This is a genomic window from Cupriavidus sp. 22TCCZM01-5, from assembly GCF_057798915.1.
In genome coordinates, this window is the sequence record NZ_JBYOJR010000018.1 from 12,049 (window position 1) to 36,822 (window position 24,774).

Here is a 24,774-nt window from a genome sequence, read left to right on the forward strand (position 1 = left end):
GGCACGCGGACAGGGCCGGATCGCCGGGCGAAGAACCGGCGACGGAAACGGCGATAGAAACGGGGACAGAACCCCGTCAGGCTCGCCAGAAAAACACAAAGGAGACAACCACATGCAGGCAGATCGTCGTAGTGCATTGCAGCGTCTTGGCGCCGGAGCGCTGGCGCTGGGCGGTATCGTCACGGGCTTGCTTGGCGCCGGCACGGCCATGGCGCAAGGGGCCTTTCCGTCGAAAACCGTGCGCCTGGTGGTCCCGTACCCGGCCGGTGGCGCGACCGACGTGCTGGCACGGGCGATCGCCGACGGCCTGGGCAAGACGTGGAAGCGTCCGGTGGTCGTCGAGAACCGTCCTGGCGCCAGCAGCATGATCGGCTCCGAAGTGGTGGCCCGTGCCGAACCGGACGGCTACACCGCGCTGCTGACGATTACGACGCTCGTGCAGGCGCCGAGCCTCTACGCCAAGGCTCCGTTCGACCCGGTGAAGGATTTCGCCCCGGTGTCCGAGCTTGGCACCACGAACTTGGTGTTCGCCATCAACAGCTCCGTGCCGGCCACGAACCTGAAGGAGTTTGTCGCGCTGGTACGCGCCAGGCCGAAGCAGTATTCGTACGGCTCGTACGGTACCGGCTCGAGCGGCCATCTCTACGGCGAGATCTTCAACGAGAGCGCCAGGCTCGACATGATCCACGTCTCCTACAAGGGCGAGGCGCCGGAACTGAACGACCTGCTGGGCGGCCAGGTGCCTTCCGCGGTGATTTCCGTGATGGGGGCCAAGCCGCACTCCGCCTCGGGGCGCCTGCGCGCGCTGGCCGTGACGGGTCCATCGCGCGCTCCGCAATTGCCTGATGTGCCCACGTTCAAGGAGGCGGGCATCGCCGGCATGGATTCGATGGGCTGGTTCGGCCTGCTGCTGCCGGCCGCCACGCCGCGGGCGATCGTCGAGAAGTTCTCCGCCGACGTCAACAAAGTGCTGGCCGATCCGGCCGTGCGTGCCCGCATGAATGACCTGGGCGTGATCCTGACCGGCAGCACGCCCGATGCCTTCGCCCAGACCGTGCAGACCGACTATGCGCGCTGGGGCAAGGTGATCCGTACCCACAATATTCGTCTTGACTGAGCCCTTGCCTGACATGAAGTCCGCCAGTACCACCCAGCCTTACCGTTCCCCCGCCTGGCCCGCCGGCTTGCCGGCCACGCTGCACGTGCCGCGCACCAGCCTGTTCTACAACCTCGAGGTGGCTGCGCGCCGCTATCCCGACAAGGCGGCGATCCAGTACTTTGGCACCGCGATTTCCTACGCGGCGCTGCTGGACGAGGTCGAGCGGATGGCCGGCTACCTGCAGCACACCTGCGCCATCGAGCCTGGGGACCGGGTGGTGCTGTTCAGCCAGAATTGCCCGCAGTACGTCGCGGCCTATTACGCCATCCTGCGCGCCGAGGGCGTGGTGGTGCCGGCCAACCCGATGTGGCTGGAAGCCGAACTCGAGCACGTGGTCGCGGACAGCGGCGCCGTGGCCGCGTTCTGCGGCAGCGAGCTGTACGAGCGCGTGGCGCCGCTGCACGGCAAGGCGCTGCGCAACGTGATCGTCCATCACTACGCGGGCATGCTGCGCGATGACGGTGGCCTGCAGGTGCCGTCCTGGCTGCGCGAACCTGCACCCGCGCTGCGCGCGGCGCCGGGCGGCGCCATGCCAGCGGACTGGGATGCCGCGCGCAATGCCGGCCAGCGTCCGCGTCCGCACGAGGCCGGCCATGACACGCTGTGCATGCTGGCCTACACCTCGGGCACCACGGGCAACCCGAAGGGCTGCATGCATACCCACGGCACCATGATGAGTTCCGCGGTGGGTTCGCAGGTCTGGCGCAGCAGTACGCCGGAAGCAGTGGTGCTGGCGGTGGCGCCGATGTTCCACCTGCTCGGCATGCAGAACTGCATGCATTCGCCGATCTACCTGGGCGCGACCGTGGTGCTGATGCCGCGCTGGGACCGCGCACTGGCGGCCGACCTGATCGAGCGCTACCGCGTCTCGGTCTGGGGTGCGCCGCCGGCCATGCTGGTCGACTTCTTCGCCCAGCCCGGCGTGGCCCGGCGCGACCTGTCCAGCCTGGCCTTCCTGGGAGGCGGCGGTGCCGCCATGCCGGATGCGGTGGCCAACATGCTGCAGGAGCGCTTCGGCCTGCCCTACGTCGAGGCCTACGGCATGACCGAGACCGCGTCGTTCCTGCTGTCCAACCCGCGCCAGAAGCCCAAGCGCGAATGCCTGGGCATCGCCACCTTCGGCGTGGACGCACGCGTGGTGGATCCCGAAACGCTGGCCGAGCTGCCGCAAGGCGAGATCGGCGAGATCGTCGCCCACGGCGCCCAGCTGATGCAGGGCTACTGGAACAACCCGCAGGCCAACGCGGAGTCGTTCATCGAGATCGACGGCAAGCGCTTCCTGCGCACCGGCGATCTCGGCTTCATGGATGAAGAGGGCTACTTCTTCATGCGTGACCGGCTCAAGCGCATGATCAATGCGTCCGGTTTCAAGGTCTGGCCGGCCGAGGTGGAGAACCTGCTCTACGGCCACCCGGCCATCCACGAGGCCTGCGTGATCGCGGCGCGCGACGACATTCGCGGCGAAACGGTCAAGGCCGTGGTGGCGCTGCGCCCCGAGTCGCGCGGCACGCCCGAGGCCGAGCCGGAACGCATCATGGCCTGGTGCCGCGAGCGCCTGGCTGCCTACAAGGTGCCGCGCATCGTGGAATTCGTCGAAGCGCTGCCCAAGTCGGCCACCGGCAAGATCCAGTGGCGCGCGCTGCAGGAAGACGCCATGCGGCCGGCCGCACCGGCGCCAGCCAATGCGGACCGCCGGTAAGGCCCGCAACCCGGACAGAGTTTTGGAGAGAGACCGCATCATGCACAACAGCAGACGAACCTGGCTGGCACAGGCCGGCACCCTGGCGGGCGCCGCCATGCTGGGCAGCATGGGCCAGGTACTGGCCCAGCCCAACTACCCCAACAAGCCGATCCGGATGGTGGTGCCGTATCCGGCCGGTGGCGGCACCGACACCGTGGGCCGCATGATCGGCCAGCGGCTGGCCGAGGCCTGGGGTCAGGCGGTCGTGGTCGACAACAAGCCGGGCGCCAGCGGCATGCTGGGCAACGACATCGTTGCCAAGGCGGCCCCGGACGGCTACACGGTGCTGCTGGCGATCACCGCGCTGATCCAGTCGCCGAGCCTGTACAAGCGCACACCCTATGACGTGAACAAGGATTTCACGCCGGTTTCGCTGATCGCCAAATCGTCCGACCTGTTCGTGGTGCCCAACCGCGTGCCGGCCAATACCCTGCGTGAATTCATCGCACTGGCCAAGGCGGGCAAGCTCAGCTACGGCTCGTACGGCAACGGCACCTCGTCGCACCTGCACGGGGAGCTGTTCAGGCAGCAGGCCGGCATCGACCTGGCGCACATCCCCTACAAAGGGGCCGCGCCGCTCGTCAACGACCTGCTCGGCGGCCAGGTGGATTCGGCCTTTGTCGATGTGACCTCGGCGTATCCGTATCTGAGCAGCGGCAAATTCAAGATCCTGGGCATTACCGGCACCCAGCGCTACAAGGCGATTCCGAACGTGCCGACGTTTGCCGAGCAGGGCCTGCAGGGCTTCGAGCCGAGCGGCTGGTTCGCGCTGTTCCTGCCCGCCAATACGCCGAAGGACGTGACTGCGCGCCTGGCGACCGAGGTCACGCGCATCGTCAAGCTGCCCGAAATCAGCCAGAAGCTGGCCGGCATGGGGCTGCAGCCGGTTGGTTCCGCACCGCAGGAACTGGCGGCGGTGGTCTCGGGCGATATGCCGAAGTGGGCCAAGATCGTGCGCGACGCGCATATCCAGCTGGACTGATGGCCGCACAGGCCCCGAAGCTCAGCATTACCTGGAGTCATCAATGGAAACGATTCGCTATGCCGTGGAAGATGGCATTGCCACCCTCACGCTGGATTACCCGGCGCGCAAGAATGCGCTCAATGGCGTCATGCGCCGCGAGATCGGCGATGTGATTCACCAGCTGCGTCACGACACCAGCGTGCGCGCGCTGATCCTGACCGGTGCCGGTGCCGACTTTTGCTCGGGCGGCGATATCAGTTCCATGCAGGGCGAGATCAGTGCGGCGCAGGGCCGCCAGCGGCTGGGCAACATCCATCCGTGGCTGGAGGCCCTGATTCAACTCGAGATTCCGGTGATCGCCGCCGTGGACGGTGCCGCATTTGGCGCCGGCTTCAGCCTGGCGCTGACCGCCGACATCATCCTGGCCACGCCGCGGGCCCGCTTCGCGCTGCCGTTCCTGCGCCTGGGTCTGATCCCGGATTGTGGCGCGTTCTACACATTGCCGCGCATGATCGGGCTCCAGCGTGCGAAGGCGCTGATGTTCTCGATGCGCGAACTCAATGCCGAGGCCGCTCAGGAGCAGGGCATCGTCATGGAGATCGTGCCGGCCGCCAGCCTGCAGGAGCGCGCGCGATCGATGGCGCGCGCATTCACCGAGGCATCGCCGGTGGCAGTGGCCCTGACCAAGAAGGCGCTCAATGCCTCGCTGAACCAGGACCTGCACAGCATGCTGGCCATGGAAGCGGACGGCCAGGGCATTGCCTTTGCGACGGAATACCGCCAGGAGGCCGCCAGCCGCTTCCTGTCCAAGCAAGCGCCGCGCTATCGCTGGCCGGACTGAGCACCGCCGGAGCATCCGCCCTTGCATGCTGCAGTGCCACATGCCTGAGGACAGGCCTTGCCTGTCTTCAACGGGCAATCCGCCTATCTATATAGGCATGGCCGGTTGCCTTTCTTCCCCTTTGCAATTCGAAGTCGATACACATCATGGGATCTCCCGAACTGAACGCCGCCTCCACCTCCACCGAGGCACCCTGGATGACCGAAGACCTGATCCTGTTCCGGGATACGGTGCGGCGCTTTGTCGAGCGCGAGCTGGCGCCGAATGAGTCGCGCTGGGCCGAACAGGGCTACGTCGACCGCGACGTCTGGCGCCGCGCCGGCCAGATCGGCCTGCTGTGCGCGAGCATTCCCGAGGAATTCGGCGGCGGTGGCGGCAGCTTCGCCCATGAGGCCGTGATCACGCAGGAAATGGCGCGCGGCATCTGCGCGAGCCTGGGCAACAACGTGCATAGCGGCATCGTGGCCCACTACTTGCTGAACTACGGCACTCAGGCGCAGAAGGAGAAATGGCTGCCGCTGATGGCCAGCGGCGAAATGGTGGCGGCGATCGCCATGTCGGAACCGGGCGCCGGCTCCGACCTGAAATCGATACGCACCCGCGCGGTGCGCGAGCAGACCGAAAACGGTGAGTGCTATCGCATCAACGGTGCAAAGACCTTCATTACCAACGGGTATCACGCCGACCTGGTCTGCCTGGTCGCCAAGACCGATCCGGACGCCGGTTCGCGCGGGGTATCGCTGATCATGGTGGAAACCCGGGACCTGCCCGGGTTCCGCCGTGGCCGCATCCTGGAGAAGATCGGGCAGAAGGGCCAGGATACCGCCGAGCTGTTCTTCGACGACGTGCGCGTGCCGTGCGAGAACCTGCTCGGCGAGCAGGAGGGTCAGGGCTTCTACCAGCTCATGCAGCAGCTGCCGCAGGAGCGGATGATCATCGCCCTGGGCTCCGTGGCGAGCATGCAGCGCGCTATCGAGCTGACGACCGAGTACGTGCGCGAGCGCAAGGTGTTCGGCCAGCCGCTGCTCGACCTGCAGAACACGCGCTTCAAGCTGGCCGAGTGCAAGACCAACGCGACCATTGCGGCGACCTTCGTGAACGACTGCATGACGCGGCTGATGGCGGGCAAGCTCGACGCCGCGACCGCGGCGATGGCCAAGTGGTGGTGCACGCAGCGCAACTGCGAGATCATCGACGAGTGCCTGCAGTTGCACGGCGGCTACGGCTACATGCTCGAATACCCGATCGCGCGCATGTACGCCAACGCGCGTGTCGGCAAGATCTACGGCGGCTCGAACGAGATCATGAAAGAGCTGGTGGCGCGCACGCTCTGAGCGTTGTCACTAGCCGTCGGCGTGTGCTGCTGCACGTTGCGGAAAACCTTGCAAAAGGGCCGGCGAAAGCGCCGGCCCTTTTGTTTCATCGTTACAAAACCGGCTGTGCAGATTCGGGCGGAAAGGTGTAAGGTGTGTCACAAGCATAGTCAATGGCCCGTCGCGCGCGGGGAGGAGCAGGGGTTCAAATGTGGTGGTTGCAGGGCGGAAATGCCGTTGCGCACCTGCATAGGAATCGTCAACTCAAGCTCCACCATCGCCGTTATTTGACTATGATGAAGTAAAGACTTCGCAACATGACCAGGTCGCCAAGCCGGGGTGGTGCACCGCGAAAGCTGGCGCGAAGTCTCAGGGGAGTAGCAGTGCCTTCGCCTCGGACGGGGACTCTGACGGGAGTGAGGTATGGACATTTTCGGCCATTACGCCACGCGTTTCGAAGCTCGCAAGGAAGAGGAATACAGCATCCAGGAGTACCTGGAGATCTGCAAGAAGGATCCGACTGCCTATGCGACTGCGGCTGAGCGCATGCTCGCGGCGATCGGTCAGCCGGAGTTGGTGGATACCCACCATGATCCGCGCCTGTCCCGGTTGTTCTTCAACAAGGTGATCCGGGTTTATCCGGCGTTCCGCGACTTCTACGGCATGGAGGACACGATCGAGCAGATCGTTGCCTTCTTCAAGCATGCGGCCCAGGGGCTGGAAGAACGCAAGCAGATCCTGTATCTGCTCGGGCCTCCCGGCGGCGGCAAGTCCTCGCTGGCAGAGAAGCTGAAGTCATTGATGGAGCAGGTTCCGATCTATGCGCTGAAGGGCTCGCCTATCCATGAATCGCCGCTCGGTCTTTTCTCGCCGGAGGAAGACGGCAGGATTCTGGAAGAGGACTATGGCATCCCGATCCGGTACCTGAGCACCATTGCATCGCCGTGGGCGGTGAAGCGCCTGCACGAGTTCAATGGCGACATCACCCAGTTCCGCGTGGTCAAGCTGCGCCCGTCAGTGCTGTCGCAGATCGCGATCTCCAAGACCGAACCGGGCGACGAAAACAACCAGGACATCTCCTCGCTCGTCGGCAAGGTGGATATCCGCAAGCTGGAGGATTTCCCGCAGGACGATCCTGACGCCTACTCCTATTCCGGCGGCCTGTGCCTGGCCAACCGTGGCCTGCTCGAGTTCGTCGAGATGTTCAAGGCGCCGATCAAGGTCCTGCACCCGATGCTGACCGCTACGCAGGAAGGCAACTACAAGGGCACCGAAGGCTTCGGCGCGATTCCGTTCGATGGCATCATCCTGGCGCACTCGAACGAGGCCGAGTGGCAGACCTTCAAGCAGGACAAGAACAACGAGGCTTTCCTCGACCGTATCTACATCGTCAAGGTGCCGTATTGCCTGCGGGTGTCGGAAGAGGTGAAGATCTACGACAAGCTGCTGCGCAGCAGTTCGCTGTCGGCGGCGCCCAATGCGCCCAGCACGCTGAAGATGATGGCGCAGTTCGCGGTGCTCACGCGCATCAAGGAGCCCGAGAACTCGAACATCTTCTCGAAGATGCGCGTCTATGACGGCGAGAGCCTGAAGGACGTCGATCCGAAGGCGAAGTCGTACCAGGAGTATCGCGACTACGCCGGCGTGGACGAGGGCATGAATGGCCTGTCGACGCGCTTCGCGTTCAAGGTCCTGTCCAAGGTGTTCAACTTCGACAACACCGAAGTCGCGGCCAACCCGGTCCACCTGCTGTACGTGCTCGAACAGCAGATCGAGCGCGAGCAGTTCCCGCCGGAACAGGAAGCGAAGCTGCTGTCGTACATCAAGGAGTACCTGACCACGCCGTATGTGGAGTTCATCGGCAAGGAAATCCAGACGGCGTACCTGGAATCGTATTCCGAGTACGGGCAGAACATCTTCGACCGTTACGTGGTGTTCGCCGACCTGTGGATCCAGGACCAGGAGTACCGTGATCCGAACACCGGTGAAATCCTTGACCGCAATGCGCTGAACGACGAGCTCGAGAAGGTCGAGAAGCCCGCGGGCATCTCGAACCCGAAGGACTTCCGCAACGAGATCGTCAACTTCGTGCTGCGCGCCAGGGCCAACAACGGTGGCAAGAACCCGGTCTGGACCAGCTACGAGAAGCTCAGGATGGTGATCGAGAAGCGCATGTTCTCCACCACCGAGGATCTCCTGCCGGTCATCTCGTTCAATGCCAAGTCTTCGCGCGAAGACCAGGAGAAGCACGAGAACTTCGTCAACCGCATGACTGAGAAGGGGTATACGCCGAAGCAAGTCCGACTTTTGGTGGAGTGGTATCTGCGCGTAAGAAAATCATCGTAACGGCGCCTGAACCAGGCCTCTCTTCGAGGGCAAATACATGGCCACGGTCATTGACAGGCGTGAGAACGGCGGCAACAAAAGTGCCGTCAATAAGCAGCGCTTTATCAAGCGCTATCGCGAGCAGATACGCCAGGCGGTCGCAAAGGCGGTGTCCGGCCGGAAGATCATGGACATCGAGCAGAGCGGGCAGGTGTCCATTCCGGTCAAGGACATCTCCGAGCCGATCTTCCACCACGGCCCGGGTGGGCGGCGTGAATGGATCCATCCCGGCAACAAGAAGTTTGTCCGGGGCGATTCATTCGACCGCCAGCAGCAGGGCGGCGGCGGAACCGGGTCGCGCGCCAGCGACAGCGGCGAGGGCGAGGATGATTTCGTTTTCACGCTGTCGCGCGAGGATTTCCTGAATTTCTTCTTCGAGGACATGGCGCTGCCGGACATGGCCAAGCGCCACCTGGCCAAGATCGCCGAAGTCCGCAAGGTGCGCGCCGGCTACTCCATCGACGGCACGCCTTCCAACCTGTCGATCCTGCGCACCATGCGCAGCTCGATCGGCCGGCGCATTGCGCTGTCCAGCCCATACCAGAAACGCCTGCGCGAACTGGAGAAGGAGTACAGCGAGGCGCTGGACAAAGAGGGGCCATACAGCGAAGTGGCGCTCGAACTGATGAAGGAAATGCGGCATCTGCGCGCCTGCATCGACCGCGTTCCATTCATCGAGAAGCTCGACCTGCGCTACAACAACCGCGTGCTCAAGAAGCGGCCCCAGGCGCAGGCGGTGATGTTCTGCCTGATGGACGTGTCCGGTTCGATGGACGAGAGCCGGAAGGATCTCGCCAAGCGCTTCTTCATGCTGCTGTACCTGTTCCTGAAGCGCAATTACGAGCGCATCGACGTCGTGTTCATCCGCCATCACACCGTGGCCAAGGAAGTGGAAGAGGAGGATTTCTTCCATTCGCGCGAGTCCGGTGGTACGGTGGTGTCCAGCGCGCTGAAGCTGATGGTCGAGGTTATCCACGACCGTTATCCGCCAAGCCAGTGGAACATCTACTGCGCGCAGGCATCCGACGGCGACAACTGGGCCGGCGACTCCGAGTTGTGCGGCCGCCTGCTGCGCGAGGCGATCCTGCCGCTGGTTCAGTATTTCGCGTACGTGGAAGTGGCCTCCGAAGAACCGCAGAATCTGTGGGAAGAGTACCTGACGGTCAAGAGCCAGTTCGAGCACTTCGCGATGCAGCGCATCATCAGCGCGGACGAAATCTACCCGGTGCTGCACGACCTGTTCCAGAAGCGCGCGGCCTGAAGCGCCGGACAGGGCAGGACCTTGGCAGTGGCAACGCGGCGCGGGGGCGGACGGCCTGCGTCAGACGGAGGTGAAGATGGCTTATCTCTCCACGGGTTCGGAATGGACCTTCGAGCTGATCACACGGTATGACCGCGAGATCGCGCGCATTGCCGGCGAGTTCGGGCTGGACACCTATCCCAACCAGATCGAGATCATCACCGCCGAGCAGATGCTCGATGCCTATGCATCGGCAGGCCTGCCGGTGGGGTACAGCCACTGGTCATACGGCAAGCACTTCCTGGCCTCGGAGCGCAGCTACCAGCGCGGCCACATGGGGCTGGCCTATGAGATCGTGATCAACTCCAACCCCTGCATTGCCTACCTGATGGAGGAGAACACGCTGCCGATGCAGGCGCTCACGATTGCGCATGCCTGCTACGGCCACAACTCGTTCTTCAAGGGCAACTACCTGTTCCGCACCTGGACCAACGCGGACGCCATCATCGACTACCTGCTGTTCGCCAAGAACTACGTGGCCGAGTGCGAGCAGCGCTACGGCGAGCAGGAGGTGGAGCTGCTGCTCGATTCCTGCCACGCGCTGCAGAACTATGGCGTCGACCGCTACAAGCGGCCCAAGAAGCTCTCCATCAACGAAGAGCAGGCGCGCCAGGCCGAGCGCGAGAACTACCTGCAGATGCAGGTCAACGACCTGTGGCGCACGCTGCCCAAGCACCGTCCCCACGCCCTGGCGGCCGATGATGACGCGATGGAGCCGGAAGCCAGCTTCCCGCCGGAGCCGCAGGAGAACCTGCTGTACTTCATCGAGAAGAACGCGCCCAAGCTGGCGCCGTGGCAGCGCGAGATCGTGCGCATCGTGCGCAAGATCGCGCAGTACTTCTATCCGCAGCGCCAGACCAAGGTAATGAACGAAGGCTGGGCCACGTTCTGGCACTACACCATCATCCACCAGCTCTACGAGGAAAAGCTGGTCAACGACGCCTTCATGCTGGAGCTGCTGCAGGCGCACACCAACGTGATCTACCAGCCGCCATACAACAGTCCGTATTACAGCGGCCTGAACCCGTACACGCTGGGCTTCCTCATGTTCCAGGACCTGCGCCGCATGTGCGAGAACCCGGAAGAGGAGGATTACCTCTGGGCACCGGAGATCGCCGGGTCGGACTGGCGCACCACGCTGGACTTCGCCATGCGCAACTTCAAGGACGAGAGCTTCCTGCTGCAGTTCCTGTCGCCGCGCGTGATCCGCGAACTGAAGCTGTTCTCGGTGCTGGACGACGACCGCGAGAACAAGCTGCGCGTGACCGCCATCCATAACGACGAAGGCTACCGTATGATCCGGCAGCTGCTGGCATCGCAATACGACCTCTCCGGCATGGAGCCCAATATCCAGGTCACCAACGTCGATGTGGGCGGCGACCGCTCGCTCACCCTGCGCCACCAGCAGAGCGACCGCCGGCCGCTGTCGCACAACTTCGACGAAGTGATCCGCCATGTGACGCGCCTGTGGGGCTTCAATGTCCGGCTGGAAGTGGCCTATGAGGATGGCCGGCGCGAGCTCAAGTACGAGTGCAAGCCGGAACGCCGCCACCGCAAGGTGCCGGGCGGCGGGCTGAGCCTGGCCGCCTGAGACTGCGGCACGTTCAATGCGCGCATTGCGGCGGCCCCTGACAGGGCCGCCGTTTCATTTTGGGCGTCAGGCTGCCGCCTCGTACCACTCGCGCACTAGTTCCACCGCGCCACGCGACGGCTCCGCACAGACCAGCTCGCCCAGCACGCGGCTCCACCAGCGCTCCGAGCCATCCGCCACGCGCCACGCATGCAGGCGCCGCGTGTAGAGCTGCAGGTCGAATTCCTCGGTGATGCCGATGGCGCCATGCACCGCGTGGGCGATGGCAGCCACCGGCGTGACCGCGTCGCTGGCGCGCAGCTTGCCGATGGCGGCGCGGATCGGGTCGGGCCGGCTGCCCGTGCTGTCGCAGGCGATCTGCGCGGCCAGGCGCGACGCGGCGACATGCTCCGCCATCTCGCTGATCTGGTGCTGGATGGCCTGGAACTTGCCGATCGCCCGCCCGAACTGCAGGCGGTCATTGGCGTACTGCAGCGTCATGTCCATGACCTGGGACAGCGCGCCGGCCATCTGCGCGGCATGCAGGCAGGCGCCGACGGTGCGCAGTGTGCCGGCGGGCAGCTCGAAGGCCGTGCCGGCCTTGCCGTCGCAACGCGGCAGGCGCATGGTCAGGTCGGCGTGAGCCCCGGTCGGCTCGGCGCCGGCCGCGGCCGCCGGCAGCAGCACGCAGCGCGTACCGGACTGCACCAGGAACCAGCCTGCGTGGCGGGCATCGGCCACCTGCGTGGCCGGGCTGCCGTCGTCGGGGCTTGCCAGCGCAATGGGCTCGGCAGGCACGTCCACGCCATGGGCTTGCAGCAGCGCCCGCGCGAACAGCGTCTGCGCGAGCGGCAATGGCACGGCATGGCGGCCCAGCACGTACAGCACGGGCGCCAGGTCGGACAAGGACAGGCCGGCGCCGCCAGCCGATTCAGGCAACAGGCAGTCGGCAAAGCCGCTGTCCAGCAGCGCCTGCCAGAGCGGCGCCGGGTCCGCGCCCTGTTCGATGGCGCGTACGACGGCGGGTTGGCATTGATCGCGCAGCAGGGCGTCGAGCGCGTCGGAATAGGTGTTATGCATGGCGATGGACTCAGTGTTGGACGCGTGCAGTGCTTCGGCGCATCAGCGCAGCCCCAGGCCGCGCGCGATCATGCCGCGCAGGATCTCGCGGGTGCCGCCGCGCAGCGAATAGGACGGGGCGATCTGCGTGACGTAGGCCAGCGTGCGGTACAGCGCGCCGTCGGCCGCCAGCGCCGGCTCGTCGCCCAGCGCGGCTTCCACGAGTGCCGGGATCGACTGCTCGAAGGTCGTGCCCAGGTCCTTCACCAGTGCGGCTTCGACTACCGGGCTTTCCCCCGCGGCCAGGCGTGCCGTCACGGCCAGCGACATCGCGCGCAGCACCGCAAGATGGCCGACCAGCCGGCCGGCGGTGACGGTGTCGCGCCGTCCTTCGGGCAGGCGCCGCAGCGCGGCCAGCCAGGTGTCGAGCAGCACCACGCTCGAATACAGCCGCTCCGGGCCGCTGCGCTCGAACGCCAGCTCGGCGTTCACCTGTTCCCAGCCGCTGCCTTCCTGCCCGATCAGCGCGTCCGGCGCCAGCACCACGTCCTCGAAGCTGACCTCGGAGAAATGCGCGTCGCCGGTCAGGTCCTGGATCGGGCGTACCGTGACGCCGGGTGCGCAGAGGTCGACGATGACCTGCGACAGCCCGGTCTGCCGGTCCTGCGGCGTGCCCGAGGTGCGCACCAGCGCCAGCATGTAGTGGCAGTGGTTGGCGTTCGTCGCCCAGATCTTCCGGCCGTTCAGGCGCCAGCAGCCGTCCGGCTGCCGCACCGCGCGCGTGGCCACGCTCGCAAGGTCGGAGCCGGAGTTCGGCTCGCTCATGCCGATACAGAAGAAGGCGTCGCCGCGGCAGATGGCGGACAGGTACTTTGCCTTTTGCGCCTCGGTGCCATAGCGCAGGATCAGCGGGCCGCTCTGGCGGTCGGCGATCCAGTGCGCGGACACGGGCGCGCCGGCGGCGAGCAGTTCTTCCACCAGCACGAAGCGCGAGAACGGGTCCAGGCCGGCGCCGCCATGTGCGGCCGGCAAGGTGATGCCGACCCAGCCGCGCGCGGCCAGCGCGCGACTGAAGGCGGCGTCGAAGCCCATCCAAGAGCGGGCCCGCACTTCGGGCGGCAGCGCCGGCATGTGTTCGGCGAGGAAGGCCCGGACCTGCTCGCGAAACGCCGTGGCGTGCGGCGGCAGGCTGGTGAGCTGGAAGGTGGAGAGCAATGCGGTCACGTTGAATATCCAGGTGCTTGATGGCGGATGGCGTGAAGGCCGGGGCCGGGTTGCGGCGCCGGCCAGGGTCAGTCGAGCGTGGCGCCGGAGTCCTTGACAACCTTGCGCCAGCGCGTCATCTCGGCCGAAAGGTAGCTGGCGTAGGCCTCGGGTGTCGAGCCGCGCGTGCGCCCTGGGCTGCACGCGTTTCCGGGTTGGCCAGTGCCTTCAGGTCGCGGCGTTGAGCTTGCGCACGATCTCGTGGGCGCAGCGGTTTCAGTTCGCGTGCCCGGCCAGCAGCCGGCGCGCCGTATACGTCATGACTGTCTCGTTGCGCTGGTTGAAGACTTCGATGGCCGAGTCCACTACCGCGCGGCCGCTGCGCGTCGTCGGCCGGATGCCGGTCACCGTGACGGTGGCCCAGATCGTGTCGCCGACCACCACCGGGGCAAGGATCTGCTGCGTCAGCTCCAGCATCGCCAGGCCGGTGCCCTGGATCATGGTCTGCAGGATGAAGCCTTCGATCAGCGTGTAGGTCAGCGCGCCCGGGACCGGGCGGCCGCCGATCGCGCTGCCGTCGTAGCCGTCCTCGATGAAGATCGCCTCGACCATGCCGGTGACCGAAATGAAGTTGACGAGGTCGGTCTCGGTCACGGTGCGGCGGAAGGTGCGGAACGCCTGGCCTTCCTTCAGGTCCTGCCAGTAGAAGCCCTGGCCCAGGCGCGGCAAGTGGTTGTGCATCATGCTGTCTCCTTGGTGTTGTCCCCGGGGCCCGCGGGTTGCGGCGCGCAATACGCGGCGCCCGTGGCGCTGAGCCCGTCGATGTCCTGCTGCGTCAGCCCGGCCTGCGCCAGCAACCGAGCGGTGTGCTCGCCGAGGCGCGGCGGCACGCTGATCGGCGCACGCTCGCCGTCGAAGCGCACGGGTGCGCCCGGAAAGCGCAGCGCGCCCATGGCGGGGTCATCGACTGGTTCGAAGAAGCCGGTGGCGCGCAGGTGCGGATCGTCGGGCAGGTCATCGAGTTCGTTGATCCGGGCCACGGGAATCTGCAGCGCTTCGCAGACTTCCAGCCAGTGCGCGGTGCTGTGCCCGCGCACGATCTCGCCCGTGATCTCGTACAGCGTTTCGATATGGGCGGTGCGGGCCGAGATATCGGTGAAGCGCGCATCCGCGGCCAGTTCTGGCCGGCCGGCGGCGCGGAAGAAGTCGCGCCAGTGGGCGTCGGTGTACGGCATCATGCAGACATGGCCGTCGGCGCTCTGGTATGGCCGGCGCAGCGGGGCCAGCACGCGCGGGTAGCCGGTGCCGCCGCGTGGCGGCTCGAAATGCCGGCCATAGAAATGCTCGACCAGGTTGAAGGCGACCATGGACTCGAACATCGGCACCTCGACCATGGCGCCCTTGCCGTCGCCGCGGGCCCGTCCGGCCAGCGCCGCGCACACCGACATCGCCGCAACCAGTCCGCTGGTCTTGTCGGCCGCGATGGTCGGGAAATAACGGCTGCTGCCGGTCTGCGCCGCCATCAGCGCGGCGTTGCCGGAGAGACCCTGGATGATGTCGTCGTAGGCCGGGCGCCCGCCGTAAGGACCGTCCCCGGCAAAGCCGAGCAGGCTGACATAGACCAGTTGCGGATGGCGTGCCTTCACATCGTCCGGCGCCAGGCCCAGCGCGGCCAGCTTTTGCGGGCGCATGCTATGCATCAGCACGTCCGCGCCGGCCAGCGTGCGGTCCAGCGCCGCCTGCGCGGCGGGCTGTTTCAGGTCCAGCACGACGCTCTTCTTGCTGCGGTTCACGCCCAGGAAAATGGCGGCCATGCCGGCTTCGGCGGCAGGGCCGGTGCGGCGTGTGGAATCGCCCCCGGGCGGCTCGACCTTGATGACCTCTGCGCCAAAGTCAGCCAGCCACTGGCTGGCATAAGGGCCCATCACGACCGTGGAAAGGTCGATCACGCGGATGCCTGCTAACGGCAGCATGCGTCTGTCTCCGGATCTTGTTCGGTGGGGCACAGCGTAGATCAGGGGTGCCTGTCTGGTCTAATATTACTTTTTTAGAAACTGATATTCGCGGAATATCGATATGGATCTGCGCCAGCTCCAGCAGTTCGTCGCCCTGGCCGAAACGGGCAACTTCCACCGCGCGGCCGAGCGCCTGCACATGGCGCAGCCGCCGCTGTCGATCTCGATCCGCAAGCTCGAGGAGCAGCTTGGCACCGCGCTGTTCGTGCGCACGCCGCGCGGCGTCAGGCTGACGCAGGCCGGCGAGGCCGCGCTGCAGGACGCACGCCGCGCGCTGTTCCATGCCGGGCAGGCACGCGCGGCGGCCATGGCGGCCGCGCAGGGCGAGCGTGGCGCCTTGCGCATCGGCTTTATCGGCTCCGCCACCTATGCCCTGCTGCCAAAGCTGATTCCGGCGTTCCGCGCCGCGCACCCGGGCATCGAGCTGGTGCTGCAGGAGTCCACCACGGCTGCCATTCTCGACCAGCTCGAGAAGCACCGCCTCGACGCCGGGCTGGTCCGCTTCCCGATCCTGAGCAGCGGCGGCTACACGCTCACGCCGCTGGAAAGCGACGTCTTCGTTGCCGCGGTGCCCGCGGACAGCCCGCATGCCAGCGAGGAGTCCATTCCGTTGAAGTCGCTGGCGGCCGAGCCGTTCATCATGCATCGGGCGGCAGCGGTGCCCAACCTGCATGCCGTCGCCATGATGCTGTGCCAGCAGGCCGGCTTCGTGCCGCGCGTCACGCAGGAAGCGGTGCAGGTGCAGACCATCGTGAGCCTGGTGGAAAGCGGGTTGGGCGTGGCGCTGGTGCCCAGTGTGGCCACGCGTTATGCGAACCGCAGGGTGAAGTTCCTCCCGCTGTCCAGTCCGCGGCCGGCGGGGCGGATTGGCATTGCGCTGGCCGCGCGGGCCGATGATGCCGACCGGCAGGTGCAGAGGTTTCTTGCGGCGGCGCTGGCGGCGGTCGAAGGTGAAGGATGAAGGGAGGCCTTGTCGTTCCTGGCGGGCGCCGGCGAATCCGCGGCGCCCGCCAATACCGTCGACTTACCCGTTCTTGCCCTGCTTTCCCCGAGGCCGGTCCGCCGGACATGCCCGCGCCCGCATCAGGTTCACGCCGGGCAACAAATGCAGCAGCCGCACCAGCTCGGACTGCCGGTGCGTGCCGGTCTTGCGCAGCGTATCCCGGATATGCACCCGCACGGTATGCGGCGAAAGGAATTCCCGCTCGGCAATCTCATTGAGCGTTTCGCCGGCCGCCAGCCGGATGGCGATGATGCTTTCCTTGCGCGACAGGCCGAACAGCGAGGTCAGCACCGCCGCATCGAGCACCGAGCGCGATTCGGAATTGCCGAACAGCATCATCGCGGCGGGCAGTTGCCAGGGACCTTCGACCGGCTGGCGCGATACCAGCGGCGTCACGATGATCGGTACGGGCTGTCCGCCGGACGTGATGTGCATCCATGAGCCCGCGGCGGCATCGGCGCCGCGGCCGCGCACGGCACCCTCCAGCAGCCGCTGCAGCACCGCCTGCAGCGAGGCGTCGCGCGCGTGCAGCACTCCCTGTTCCAGCGCAAGGTGGCTGTCGGCCTGGACCAGCGCCTCGGCCCAGCTATTGGCGTAGCGCACGCGCATATCCGCCTGCAGCACCATCACGCCGAAGTCGAGCGTGTCGAGCCCGGCGAGCCCCAGCGAGGCCAGTCCGCTCAGCTCGAAGTTGCGCTGCTGCATGCGCGCGGCGCGGACCCAGTGCGGCATGACATGGGCCAGGCGGCGCTCGCGCGCGGTGCCGTCGAGACGGCCGTGCCCGGTACGGGTGCCACTCATGAGCACGCAGATCTCGGCGGTGTCGACGAGCCGGAAGCCCTGTTCCAGTCCGCTGCCATCAGCGGCAACGGCAACGTCAACCGCGGTTGCGCCACCATCCTCCATGGCCAGCGCGGCGCCGGACGTGGCGTGCGCCGTTCCGGCATGTGCCGGCTGGCCCGGGGCGGACGGCGGAATGACCCCGTCTGGCAGGCCGATACCGCTGGTGAAACATCCATGCGGGGTCACGCCGAGCCGGGCATGGCCGGCGAGCTTGTCCCAGATCAGGTAGCGTGGGCTGCCTGTGCCTGTATAGCGGGAAAAAAGGTCCAGTGCGGCGGGCATGGCCGCCACGTCCATTGCGGACTCATAGATAGAGTCGACCAGACGATGAAAGTCCTCGTCGACACTCGGGTGTTCGCCCATATTCTGTTCCCCCGGTGGCAAACGCCTTTTACTGATCGCCATTTTCTAATGGCTGCTGTCTTTACCCGTACCGCCAATGCCCAGCCCGGGCGTTCTGTTGCGCGCCGTGGCGGCGGTGCCGTGGCTCAACGGCACCGCATGCAGTATGCCCCTAAGCATCGTCCATGCCTGAATGTCGACAATCATGCCAAACAATCCTGTCGGTTTTATCCCCATTTTTGGGGGCTACACTCCCGCGAAGCGGGAATGACCGGCCGAACGGCTATATGTCGACGCCTGCATAACACGCAGGGATGTTAATGCGCCGCGCGGAGTATGAAATGGTTTTTTGAAGCCGGAGCGGCGGTGGCGTTTCGCAAAAGCGACAGCGCATTCATTCCTGCGTGATGCTCGCATCTCATTCCGAACGCGAGATGACGGCTTCTGCGCTTGCCGTGCCGGCCGTCCCGCCATCGAGCCGGATGGTCAGGCTTGGCGAGGCCAGGCGGATGCCGTTGGCGTCGAACTGCCGCTTGAGCAGCGCATTGAACGCGCGGGTGATCTCCGCCTGCATCAGCGGGCGGGTCTTGACCTGCGCCATCACCACCGGGCCGCCCGGGTCGAAGCGGTCGAGGCCCAGGATTTCCAGGCCGGACAGCAGCTTGCGCGTGTAGCGGTGATCGCGCGCGATCTGGCTGCCGGTGGACCGGATCAGGTCCAGGGCGCGGTCCAGGTCGCTCTGGTAGGCGAGGCAAATATTGAATACGGCATAGCCATATCCGCGCGACAGGTTCTTCACGGCCTTGATCTGGCTGTACGGCAGCGTATGCAGGGCACCCTTGCCGTCGCGCAGCTTGACGGTGCGGATGGTCATGGCTTCGACCACGCCGGCGTGGTCGGGCAGTTCGATGGAGTCGCCGATGGCGATCGAATCCTCGATCACGATGAAGAGCCCGGTGATCAGGTCCTGGACCAGGCTTTGCGCGCCGAAGCCGATCGCCAGGCCGACCACGCCGGCGCCCGCGAGCAGCGGCGTGACATTGACCCCCAGGTTGGCCAGCACCACCATCATGGCGATGACCAGCAGCGCGACGAACGACGCGTTGCGCACCAGCGGCAGGATGGTCTTGGCACGCAGGCTCGGCTGCGCGGCGGCACGGCCATGCGTGGGAGACAGCGCCTGCGTGATGGCCGTATCGATCACTAGCCAGGTCAGCCATGCGAGCAGCACCGTGGCGGTGACGCTCAGCAGGGACTCCGCGATGTGCCGCCTCGCCGGCGAGCTTTCCACCAGGTGCAGCACGGAGGTTCCCCAGATACGCGCGCCCAGTTCGACCACGGTGGCCCAGATCACCACGCGCACCAGCGCCATGGCGAAGCGCCCGAAGCGTTGCAGGTAGGCGGAGCGTCGCCGGTCGCGGATGCGGGGCGCGCGAACGCGCGCTTTCGGGGAGCGACCGGCGACCAGCGTCAGCAGCAGCGCGATGACAAACAGTGCCACCGAGGCCACCGTGCGGCGCAGGAAGACGTCGGCATGGCCGGTGGCCAGTATGGTGCCGATCACGGAAGCCACCACCACGGCCAGCACGGGCAGGTGCCAGGCCTGGCCGGCCAGGCGCAGCAGGTCCGTCAGGGCCGGATGCGACTGGCGGAACTCGAGCGGCCGCTGCGCGATGAGCTGGCCGACCTGGCGCCGGAAGCGCAGCGCGAACACGCCGATCAGGATCGCCGCGGCGACGTTGGCCGCCGTGGAAAGCAGGGCGCAGAGGTTATTGCCGAGCACGGACGTGATGCGGCTGTCGGTGGCGCTGTTACCCAGCGCGGCGAGAGCACCGGTGCAGAACAGCAGCCACGGCGAGCGCGTCAGCAACTGGTGCACCGCAAGCCGCCGGTGCGCGGTGCGGAACAGCGCGAAGATGACCTGGCAGGCCGCGGCCGCGATCGCACCGGCGACGATGGCGTGGGCCACCATCACGGCAGCGACGCTCGCCGGCGCTTGCGAGAAGTGCCGGTAGGCAAGCAGAACCGTAAGCCCGAATGCCGCCACCCACGGTCCGATGCGCCGCAACATATAGATGCCGACATCCATCCACGACGGCACGTCAGGCAGCCCGCTGCGCGGCTTGCGCAACAGCGCCACGGCGCTTTCGGCATGCTTGCGGCGCCGTACCCGGATCCGGTGGCCGATCTCCCACAAGACCCAGCCGCACAGCGCCCAGCCACCGATGACGATGACGAACTCGCGCAGCGAGTCCAGTGCCGGGCGCGTGCCGTTGAGCGTCGCGGCGGCATGCCATTCCTCGGCGGCGAATTGCGAGCGCCAGCGCCAGTAGTGCCAGGGGCCGTGGTCCGTGCGCAGTTGCGTATCGACTTCATCGAGTGCCTGGGCCACGGCGCCGATCAGCCCCGGCGACGAGGCCGGCGCAACCGGCGCCGACGCCGAGGCGGTCAGCCCGCTGCGCAGCGCCCGCAGTTGCTCGAGCAGGGCCTTGCGCTGCGTATCGTCCTGCAAGGTGCCGATCACCTGGTCGAGCGACTCGGTCAGCGGGACGCTGGCCGGCGCGGCCTTGGCATCGCCGTGCTGTATCGCGGCAACCAGCGGGTTTGCCGGCGCCGCGCCGGCGGGCGCGCGGGGCAGCAGCGTCAGCAGCAGCGCGGTCAGTAGCAGCCAGGCAAGCCGGCGCGCGCAGCCAGGGGCTTCAGGGAGAAGAGGGCGCATGGGATCCGGGGGCCGTCGCGGTCAAGCCTTCCATGCGCGACACTGTAGCGCATTGGTCCCACCGCGGTCTCGAAGTCGAGCCCCCGACAGTGGTGTTGTTCGGCCTCGAGGGCCGGGAAAGTGGCGTATCGGTGCATTCGTCGCTTCCGACGATGCGTGTCAGGGCCCGATCCACGAATCTCGAACCCGCTCCGGCGCTCCAGCGGCGCCGGTTTCTGACACCAGCATCGGGCCTGTCGCGTGGGCGGCAATGACCCGGCAAAACCAAGATGGAAGGAAGACGGTAATGGAACTCAATGCATCGGTATCGGCCATCGTGACCGGCGGCGCCTCGGGCCTGGGCGCGGCGACCGCCCGCGCGCTGGCGGCGCAGGGCGTGCGCGTGGCGCTGTTCGACCTCAACGCCGAGAAGGGCGAAGCGCTGGCACGCGAACTAGGCGGCGTGTTCTGCCAGGTCAACGTGACTTCCGAATCCGAAGTCGAGGCCGGCTTCGCCAAGGCGCGCGCCGCCATCGGCCAGGAACGCATCCTGGTCAATTGCGCCGGCACCGGTAATGCAATCAAGACCGCCTCGCGCTCGAAGGAAGACCCGTCGCAGATCAAGTTCTTCCCGACTGACGCATTCGAACGCATCATCCAGATCAACCTGATCGGGACCTTCCGCTGCATCTCGCGCTCGGCCGCCGGCATGCTGACGCTGGACCCCACCGCCAGCGGCGATCGCGGCGTGATCATCAGCACGGCATCGGTGGCGGCGCAGGACGGCCAGATTGGCCAGGCGTCCTATTCGGCATCGAAGGCCGGCGTGGTCGGCATGACGCTGCCGATCGCGCGCGACCTGTCCGGCGAAGGCGTCCGCGTCAACACCATCCTGCCGGGCATCTTCAATACGCCGCTGCTGCAGGGCGCGCCCGAGAACGTCAAGGCCGCGCTGGGCGCGTCGGTGCCGTTCCCCAAGCGCCTGGGCCAGCCGGAAGAGTTCGCCTCGCTCGCGGTGGAGATGTGCCGCAATGGCTATTTCAATGGCGAATCGGTGCGCCTGGACGGCGCCATCCGCATGGCACCGCGCTGATCCCGCAACACGGATTCCGCAGATGACCGCTGCGGCCCGGCCTGGCCGGGCCGGGCCGTCACTACATAAAGGGGGAGACGTCGATGGATTTCAGCTACCTGGCCACGCTGCCTCGGGCCGTGCGCCACTTTGCCAGCCTCAGGCCCGACGCGGTGGCCTACTCGTTCGAAGGCCGGCACACCACCTATGCCGAGTTCGAGCGCAACACCAGCCGCGTCGCGCAGGCGCTGCTCGCCGCCGGCGTGCGTGCCGGCGACCATATCGGCTACATCGGCAAGAACTGCGACCACTATTTCGAGGCCTGGATCGGTGCCGCAAAGATGGGCGCGGTCATGACGCCGGCAAGCTGGCGGCTGGCACCGCCCGAGGTGGAATTCATCGTCGGCCACAGCGATGCCGTACTGCTGCTGGTGGGGCCGGAGTCCGCGGCGATGGTGCAGGGTTTGCTGCCCGCATTGCCGATGGTGCGGCAGGTGGTTGCCATGGAGGCCGGAAGCCATGCCGACTGGCCGCTCTATACGGACTGGCGCGACGCGCATCCGGCCACACTGCCCGATCACCAGCCCGATACGCATGACGTCGTGCTGCAGCTCTACACCTCGGGTACCACCGGGCGGCCCAAGGGCGCCATGCTGACCCATCGCAACCTGACCATCGGCACCGAGGTCAGCGAGCGCGAGTCGATTCCCTGGTCGCACTGGACGGCGGACGATATCTCGCTGGTGGCGATGCCGGTCGCGCATATCGGCGGCTCCGGCTGGGGCCTGCGCAACCTGCTGTCGGGCGCCAAGGGCGTGGTGGCCAGGGAGTTCGATCCGCGCGCGGTGCTCGACTTCATCGAGCACGAGCGCATCAGCAAGCTGTTCATGGTGCCGGCCGCGATGCAGATCGTGCTGCGCGATCCGCGTGCGCGCGCGGTGGACTATTCGCGCCTGAAGTATCTGCTGTACGGCGCGGCGCCGATTCCGGCGGCGCTGCTGCGCGAGGGCATCGAGGTCTTCGGCTGCGGCTTCGTGCAGCAGTACGGCATGACGGAAACCACCGGCACGGTGGTGGCGCTGCCGCCGGAAGACCACACCATCGAGGAAGTGCCGCGCATGCGTGCGGCCGGCAAGCCGCTGCCGGGCGTGCAGCTGAAGGTGGTGGATTACGAAGGGCGCGAACTGGCATCTGGAGAAGTGGGCGAAGTGGTGATCCGCTCCGCCCACAATATGTCCGGCTACTGGAAGCAGCCCGAGGAGACCGCGCGCACGATCGACGCCGACGGCTGGCTGCGTACCGGCGATGCGGGCTACCTGGATGCGCAGGGGTATCTCTACATCCATGACCGAGTCAAGGACATGATCATCAGCGGTGGCGAAAACGTCTATCCCGCCGAGGTGGAGAGCGCCATCTACGGCCACCCGATCGTGGCGGATGTCGCCGTGATCGGCGTGCCCGACGAAAAATGGGGCGAGGCGGTCAAGGCCATCGTAGTGCTCAAGCCGGGGCAGGGCGCGGACCTGGACAGCATCATCAGCTGGACACGGCAGCGGCTGGCCGGGTTCAAGGTGCCGAAGAGCATCGATTTCGTCGAAGCCCTGCCGCGCAACCCGTCGGGCAAGCTGCTGCGCCGCAAGCTGCGCGAGCCGTTCTGGGAAGGCATGGGGCGGCAGGTCAACTGATTGTCCGGTCGTTGAGCACCCAGGCCGCAGGCAAACCGCGCCGCAGCGAAGCAGAGAAACCGAACCGTCGGCACTGGCGACGATGATGCCCCGCGCAAACCGACTAGGACGCGCGCGCAGCGCAGCCGTAGGCGTCCCACCGCTGACGCTATTGGAACGCTGTACCCGAGCCCTACATGGGGATCGTACACAAGCCGGTTATCGGAGGCACTGGTTCTGAATCACTATGCGTAGCAGGCCCGAACGGGCAACCACGTCTCGCGAGACCAAAGCCGCTTGAAAACAAGGAGCGCCTCGTTGATGGCCAGCCGCCAGGCGACGCGCTTTTCTGCTTACTCTTTTGTCGCTCGGACAAAAGAGTAAGTCGCCGGCTACGCCGGCGAAACAGCAGCGCCTGCCAAGCACGATAACCCCAATCCCAACCACAAAGCCCCGCCGGCTACGCCGGCGAAACAGCGGCGCCCCGCCAAGCCCGACAAACCCCGGCGAAGGCCCCTTTTATAAACGACCGTTACTCAGTCCGCCTGAATATTGAATTCCTTCACGATCTTCGTGTAACGCACCGTGTCCGTGGCCAACAGCTTCTGCAGCACGGCAGGCTCGCCGCCCACCGGGGTGACGGCAATGGTCGCCATGCGCGACACCACGTCGGGCATTTTCAGGATCTCGTTGATGTGCCCGTTGAGCGTGCTCACGAGTTCCGGCGACATGCCCTTGGGCCCCAGCAGCGCCTGCCAGGCACCGATCTCCACATCCTTGTAGCCCTGTTCGGCCAGCGTCGGGACATTGGGCGCGAACGGCGAGCGCTTCTGGTCAGCCACGGCGATCGGGACCAGGCTGCCGTTGCCGACATACTGCGCCACCGCGCCGTAGGTGACGAAGGTCACCGGCACCTGCCCGCCCAGCACGTCGACGATCGCGGGGGCCAGGCCGCGGTAAGGCACCTGGCTGATCTTGACGCCGGCGGACTTGTTGAACAGTTCGCCCATGATATGCATCGGCGAGCCGTTGCCCGGCGTGGCATAGGTTTCCACCTTGCCCGCCTTGGCCCGCGCGACCAGGTCGCTGACCTTGGTGATGCCGGTGCCCTTGTTCACCACCACGAACAGCGACTGCGTGCCGATCTGCGTGATCGGCGTGAAGTCGCGCTGCACGTCGTAGCTGGCGCCAGTGCCCGGCTTCAGCACCAGCGGCGCGATGGCGAGGGTGTTCGGCGCCAGCAGCAGCGTGTAGCCGTCGGGGTTGGCGCGCGACACGTAGGCGCTGCCGATGGTGCCGGCCGCGCCGGTGCGGTTCTCGACCACGACCGATTGCTTCAGGCGCGGCGCCAGCTTTTCGGCGAACAGGCGGGCCAGCACGTCGACGTCGCCGCCGGCGGGGTAGGCGACCACGATCGTGATCGGCTTGTTGGGGTAGTTGCCCTGCGCCAGGGCGGAGCCGCCGGCGAGCATGGCGGCGGCGCCTGCCGCGATGACGGTGGCAAGGACTTTGCGGCGTGCAGACTTCATGGTGGACCTCTGAAAACTGGGGTCCGGCGCACCTGGCGTGCGCGCGGACGATGGCAAGTGAGTGCTTCAGGGC

General features: G+C 66.4%; 19 protein-coding genes. 11 read left to right on the forward strand and 8 right to left on the reverse strand.

The window, feature by feature from the left end; translation table 11 throughout:
• The first annotated feature begins 112 nt into the window (after positions 1 to 112).
• The 8 genes from AC3FNH_RS17610 to AC3FNH_RS17645 all read left to right on the forward strand — a co-directional run bounded on the left by AC3FNH_RS17610 (position 113) and on the right by AC3FNH_RS17645 (position 11,294).
• Entirely contained in the window at positions 113 to 1,117 is a 1,005-nt protein-coding gene (locus AC3FNH_RS17610) for a tripartite tricarboxylate transporter substrate binding protein (protein WP_488720995.1), read from the forward strand.
• Positions 1,118 to 1,130: 13 nt separating this feature from the next.
• The gene (locus tag AC3FNH_RS17615; RefSeq protein ID WP_488720996.1) at positions 1,131 to 2,858 is read left to right on the forward strand and encodes a long-chain fatty acid--CoA ligase; all 1,728 of its coding nucleotides are present in this window, start codon (positions 1,131 to 1,133) and stop codon (positions 2,856 to 2,858) included.
• A gap of 40 nt (positions 2,859 to 2,898) precedes the next feature.
• Positions 2,899 to 3,882 (forward strand): Bug family tripartite tricarboxylate transporter substrate binding protein, encoded by a 984-nt coding sequence (locus AC3FNH_RS17620; protein WP_488720997.1) that lies wholly within the window; start codon positions 2,899 to 2,901, stop codon positions 3,880 to 3,882.
• Between the two features lie 43 nt (positions 3,883 to 3,925).
• Entirely contained in the window at positions 3,926 to 4,705 is a 780-nt protein-coding gene (locus AC3FNH_RS17625) for an enoyl-CoA hydratase/isomerase family protein (protein ID WP_488720998.1), read from the forward strand.
• Positions 4,706 to 4,851: 146 nt separating this feature from the next.
• Complete coding sequence (locus AC3FNH_RS17630; RefSeq protein WP_488720999.1) at positions 4,852 to 6,039, forward strand: acyl-CoA dehydrogenase family protein; 1,188 nt, start codon at positions 4,852 to 4,854, stop codon at positions 6,037 to 6,039.
• A 402-nt stretch (positions 6,040 to 6,441) separates the two neighbouring features.
• Positions 6,442 to 8,364 (forward strand): PrkA family serine protein kinase, encoded by a 1,923-nt coding sequence (locus AC3FNH_RS17635; RefSeq protein WP_276103116.1) that lies wholly within the window; start codon positions 6,442 to 6,444, stop codon positions 8,362 to 8,364.
• Positions 8,365 to 8,401: 37 nt separating this feature from the next.
• Positions 8,402 to 9,664 (forward strand): YeaH/YhbH family protein, encoded by a 1,263-nt coding sequence (locus AC3FNH_RS17640; protein WP_276103117.1) that lies wholly within the window; start codon positions 8,402 to 8,404, stop codon positions 9,662 to 9,664.
• Positions 9,665 to 9,740: 76 nt separating this feature from the next.
• Positions 9,741 to 11,294, forward strand: a complete 1,554-nt coding sequence (locus AC3FNH_RS17645; protein WP_488721000.1) for a SpoVR family protein — start codon at positions 9,741 to 9,743, stop codon at positions 11,292 to 11,294.
• 66 nt (positions 11,295 to 11,360) lie between these two features.
• Here AC3FNH_RS17645 and AC3FNH_RS17650 read toward each other — a convergent pair whose 3' ends face one another.
• The 4 genes from AC3FNH_RS17650 to AC3FNH_RS17665 form a co-directional block, all read right to left on the reverse strand.
• Complete coding sequence (locus AC3FNH_RS17650) at positions 11,361 to 12,353, reverse strand: acyl-CoA dehydrogenase family protein (protein WP_488721001.1); 993 nt, start codon at positions 12,351 to 12,353, stop codon at positions 11,361 to 11,363.
• 42 nt (positions 12,354 to 12,395) lie between these two features.
• The gene (locus tag AC3FNH_RS17655; protein ID WP_488721002.1) at positions 12,396 to 13,556 is read right to left on the reverse strand and encodes an acyl-CoA dehydrogenase family protein; all 1,161 of its coding nucleotides are present in this window, start codon (positions 13,554 to 13,556) and stop codon (positions 12,396 to 12,398) included.
• A gap of 255 nt (positions 13,557 to 13,811) precedes the next feature.
• Positions 13,812 to 14,279 carry a MaoC family dehydratase gene (locus AC3FNH_RS17660; RefSeq protein ID WP_488721003.1) on the reverse strand — a complete coding sequence of 156 codons (468 nt, stop codon included), beginning with the start codon at positions 14,277 to 14,279 and terminating at the stop codon, positions 13,812 to 13,814.
• Positions 14,276 to 15,508 carry a CaiB/BaiF CoA transferase family protein gene (locus AC3FNH_RS17665; protein WP_488721004.1) on the reverse strand — a complete coding sequence of 411 codons (1,233 nt, stop codon included), beginning with the start codon at positions 15,506 to 15,508 and terminating at the stop codon, positions 14,276 to 14,278. Before AC3FNH_RS17665 ends, AC3FNH_RS17660 begins: the two co-directional genes overlap by 4 nt.
• 103 nt (positions 15,509 to 15,611) lie before the next feature.
• Here AC3FNH_RS17665 and AC3FNH_RS17670 point away from each other — a divergent pair, with 103 nt between their 5' ends.
• Positions 15,612 to 16,511, forward strand: coding sequence for a LysR family transcriptional regulator (locus tag AC3FNH_RS17670; RefSeq protein ID WP_488721005.1), 900 nt, complete (start codon positions 15,612 to 15,614; stop codon positions 16,509 to 16,511).
• A gap of 63 nt (positions 16,512 to 16,574) precedes the next feature.
• Here the strand turns inward: AC3FNH_RS17670 and AC3FNH_RS17675 are convergent, their stop codons facing one another.
• The 3 genes from AC3FNH_RS17675 to AC3FNH_RS17685 form a co-directional block, all read right to left on the reverse strand.
• On the reverse strand, positions 16,575 to 17,759 hold the full coding sequence (locus AC3FNH_RS17675) for a helix-turn-helix transcriptional regulator (protein ID WP_488721006.1): 1,185 nt from the start codon (positions 17,757 to 17,759) through the stop codon (positions 16,575 to 16,577).
• A gap of 45 nt (positions 17,760 to 17,804) precedes the next feature.
• A complete protein-coding gene (locus tag AC3FNH_RS17680) occupies positions 17,805 to 17,945 on the reverse strand; it encodes a hypothetical protein (RefSeq protein ID WP_488721007.1) in 141 nt (46 codons plus the stop codon).
• A 211-nt stretch (positions 17,946 to 18,156) separates the two neighbouring features.
• Positions 18,157 to 20,457, reverse strand: a complete 2,301-nt coding sequence (locus tag AC3FNH_RS17685; protein WP_276103127.1) for a mechanosensitive ion channel family protein — start codon at positions 20,455 to 20,457, stop codon at positions 18,157 to 18,159.
• A 286-nt stretch (positions 20,458 to 20,743) separates the two neighbouring features.
• Between AC3FNH_RS17685 and AC3FNH_RS17690 the strand changes: the two genes are divergently transcribed.
• Both AC3FNH_RS17690 and AC3FNH_RS17695 read left to right on the forward strand, forming a co-directional pair.
• Positions 20,744 to 21,529, forward strand: coding sequence for an SDR family NAD(P)-dependent oxidoreductase (locus AC3FNH_RS17690; RefSeq protein WP_276103128.1), 786 nt, complete (start codon positions 20,744 to 20,746; stop codon positions 21,527 to 21,529).
• 83 nt (positions 21,530 to 21,612) lie between these two features.
• A complete protein-coding gene (locus tag AC3FNH_RS17695; protein WP_488721008.1) occupies positions 21,613 to 23,193 on the forward strand; it encodes a fatty acid--CoA ligase in 1,581 nt (526 codons plus the stop codon).
• A 515-nt stretch (positions 23,194 to 23,708) separates the two neighbouring features.
• Here the strand turns inward: AC3FNH_RS17695 and AC3FNH_RS17700 are convergent.
• Positions 23,709 to 24,701: a Bug family tripartite tricarboxylate transporter substrate binding protein gene (locus AC3FNH_RS17700; protein ID WP_488721009.1), complete on the reverse strand. Its 993-nt coding sequence runs from the start codon at positions 24,699 to 24,701 to the stop codon at positions 23,709 to 23,711.
• Between the last annotated feature and the right edge of the window lie 73 nt (positions 24,702 to 24,774).

Coding starts and splice junctions, on each gene's coding strand:
- AC3FNH_RS17635 (WP_276103116.1), top strand. CDS start 6,442: ATGGACATTTTCGGCCATTACGCCACGCGTTTCGAAGCTCGCAAGGAA.
- AC3FNH_RS17670 (WP_488721005.1), top strand. CDS start 15,612: ATGGATCTGCGCCAGCTCCAGCAGTTCGTCGCCCTGGCCGAAACGGGC.
- AC3FNH_RS17610 (WP_488720995.1), top strand. CDS start 113: ATGCAGGCAGATCGTCGTAGTGCATTGCAGCGTCTTGGCGCCGGAGCG.
- AC3FNH_RS17700 (WP_488721009.1), bottom strand. CDS start 24,701: ATGAAGTCTGCACGCCGCAAAGTCCTTGCCACCGTCATCGCGGCAGGC.
- AC3FNH_RS17685 (WP_276103127.1), bottom strand. CDS start 20,457: ATGCGCCCTCTTCTCCCTGAAGCCCCTGGCTGCGCGCGCCGGCTTGCC.
- AC3FNH_RS17640 (WP_276103117.1), top strand. CDS start 8,402: ATGGCCACGGTCATTGACAGGCGTGAGAACGGCGGCAACAAAAGTGCC.
- AC3FNH_RS17645 (WP_488721000.1), top strand. CDS start 9,741: ATGGCTTATCTCTCCACGGGTTCGGAATGGACCTTCGAGCTGATCACA.
- AC3FNH_RS17665 (WP_488721004.1), bottom strand. CDS start 15,508: ATGCTGCCGTTAGCAGGCATCCGCGTGATCGACCTTTCCACGGTCGTG.
- AC3FNH_RS17680 (WP_488721007.1), bottom strand. CDS start 17,945: ATGATTGTCGACATTCAGGCATGGACGATGCTTAGGGGCATACTGCAT.
- AC3FNH_RS17675 (WP_488721006.1), bottom strand. CDS start 17,759: ATGGGCGAACACCCGAGTGTCGACGAGGACTTTCATCGTCTGGTCGAC.
- AC3FNH_RS17615 (WP_488720996.1), top strand. CDS start 1,131: ATGAAGTCCGCCAGTACCACCCAGCCTTACCGTTCCCCCGCCTGGCCC.
- AC3FNH_RS17620 (WP_488720997.1), top strand. CDS start 2,899: ATGCACAACAGCAGACGAACCTGGCTGGCACAGGCCGGCACCCTGGCG.
- AC3FNH_RS17695 (WP_488721008.1), top strand. CDS start 21,613: ATGGATTTCAGCTACCTGGCCACGCTGCCTCGGGCCGTGCGCCACTTT.
- AC3FNH_RS17690 (WP_276103128.1), top strand. CDS start 20,744: ATGGAACTCAATGCATCGGTATCGGCCATCGTGACCGGCGGCGCCTCG.
- AC3FNH_RS17630 (WP_488720999.1), top strand. CDS start 4,852: ATGGGATCTCCCGAACTGAACGCCGCCTCCACCTCCACCGAGGCACCC.
- AC3FNH_RS17660 (WP_488721003.1), bottom strand. CDS start 14,279: ATGATGCACAACCACTTGCCGCGCCTGGGCCAGGGCTTCTACTGGCAG.
- AC3FNH_RS17650 (WP_488721001.1), bottom strand. CDS start 12,353: ATGCATAACACCTATTCCGACGCGCTCGACGCCCTGCTGCGCGATCAA.
- AC3FNH_RS17625 (WP_488720998.1), top strand. CDS start 3,926: ATGGAAACGATTCGCTATGCCGTGGAAGATGGCATTGCCACCCTCACG.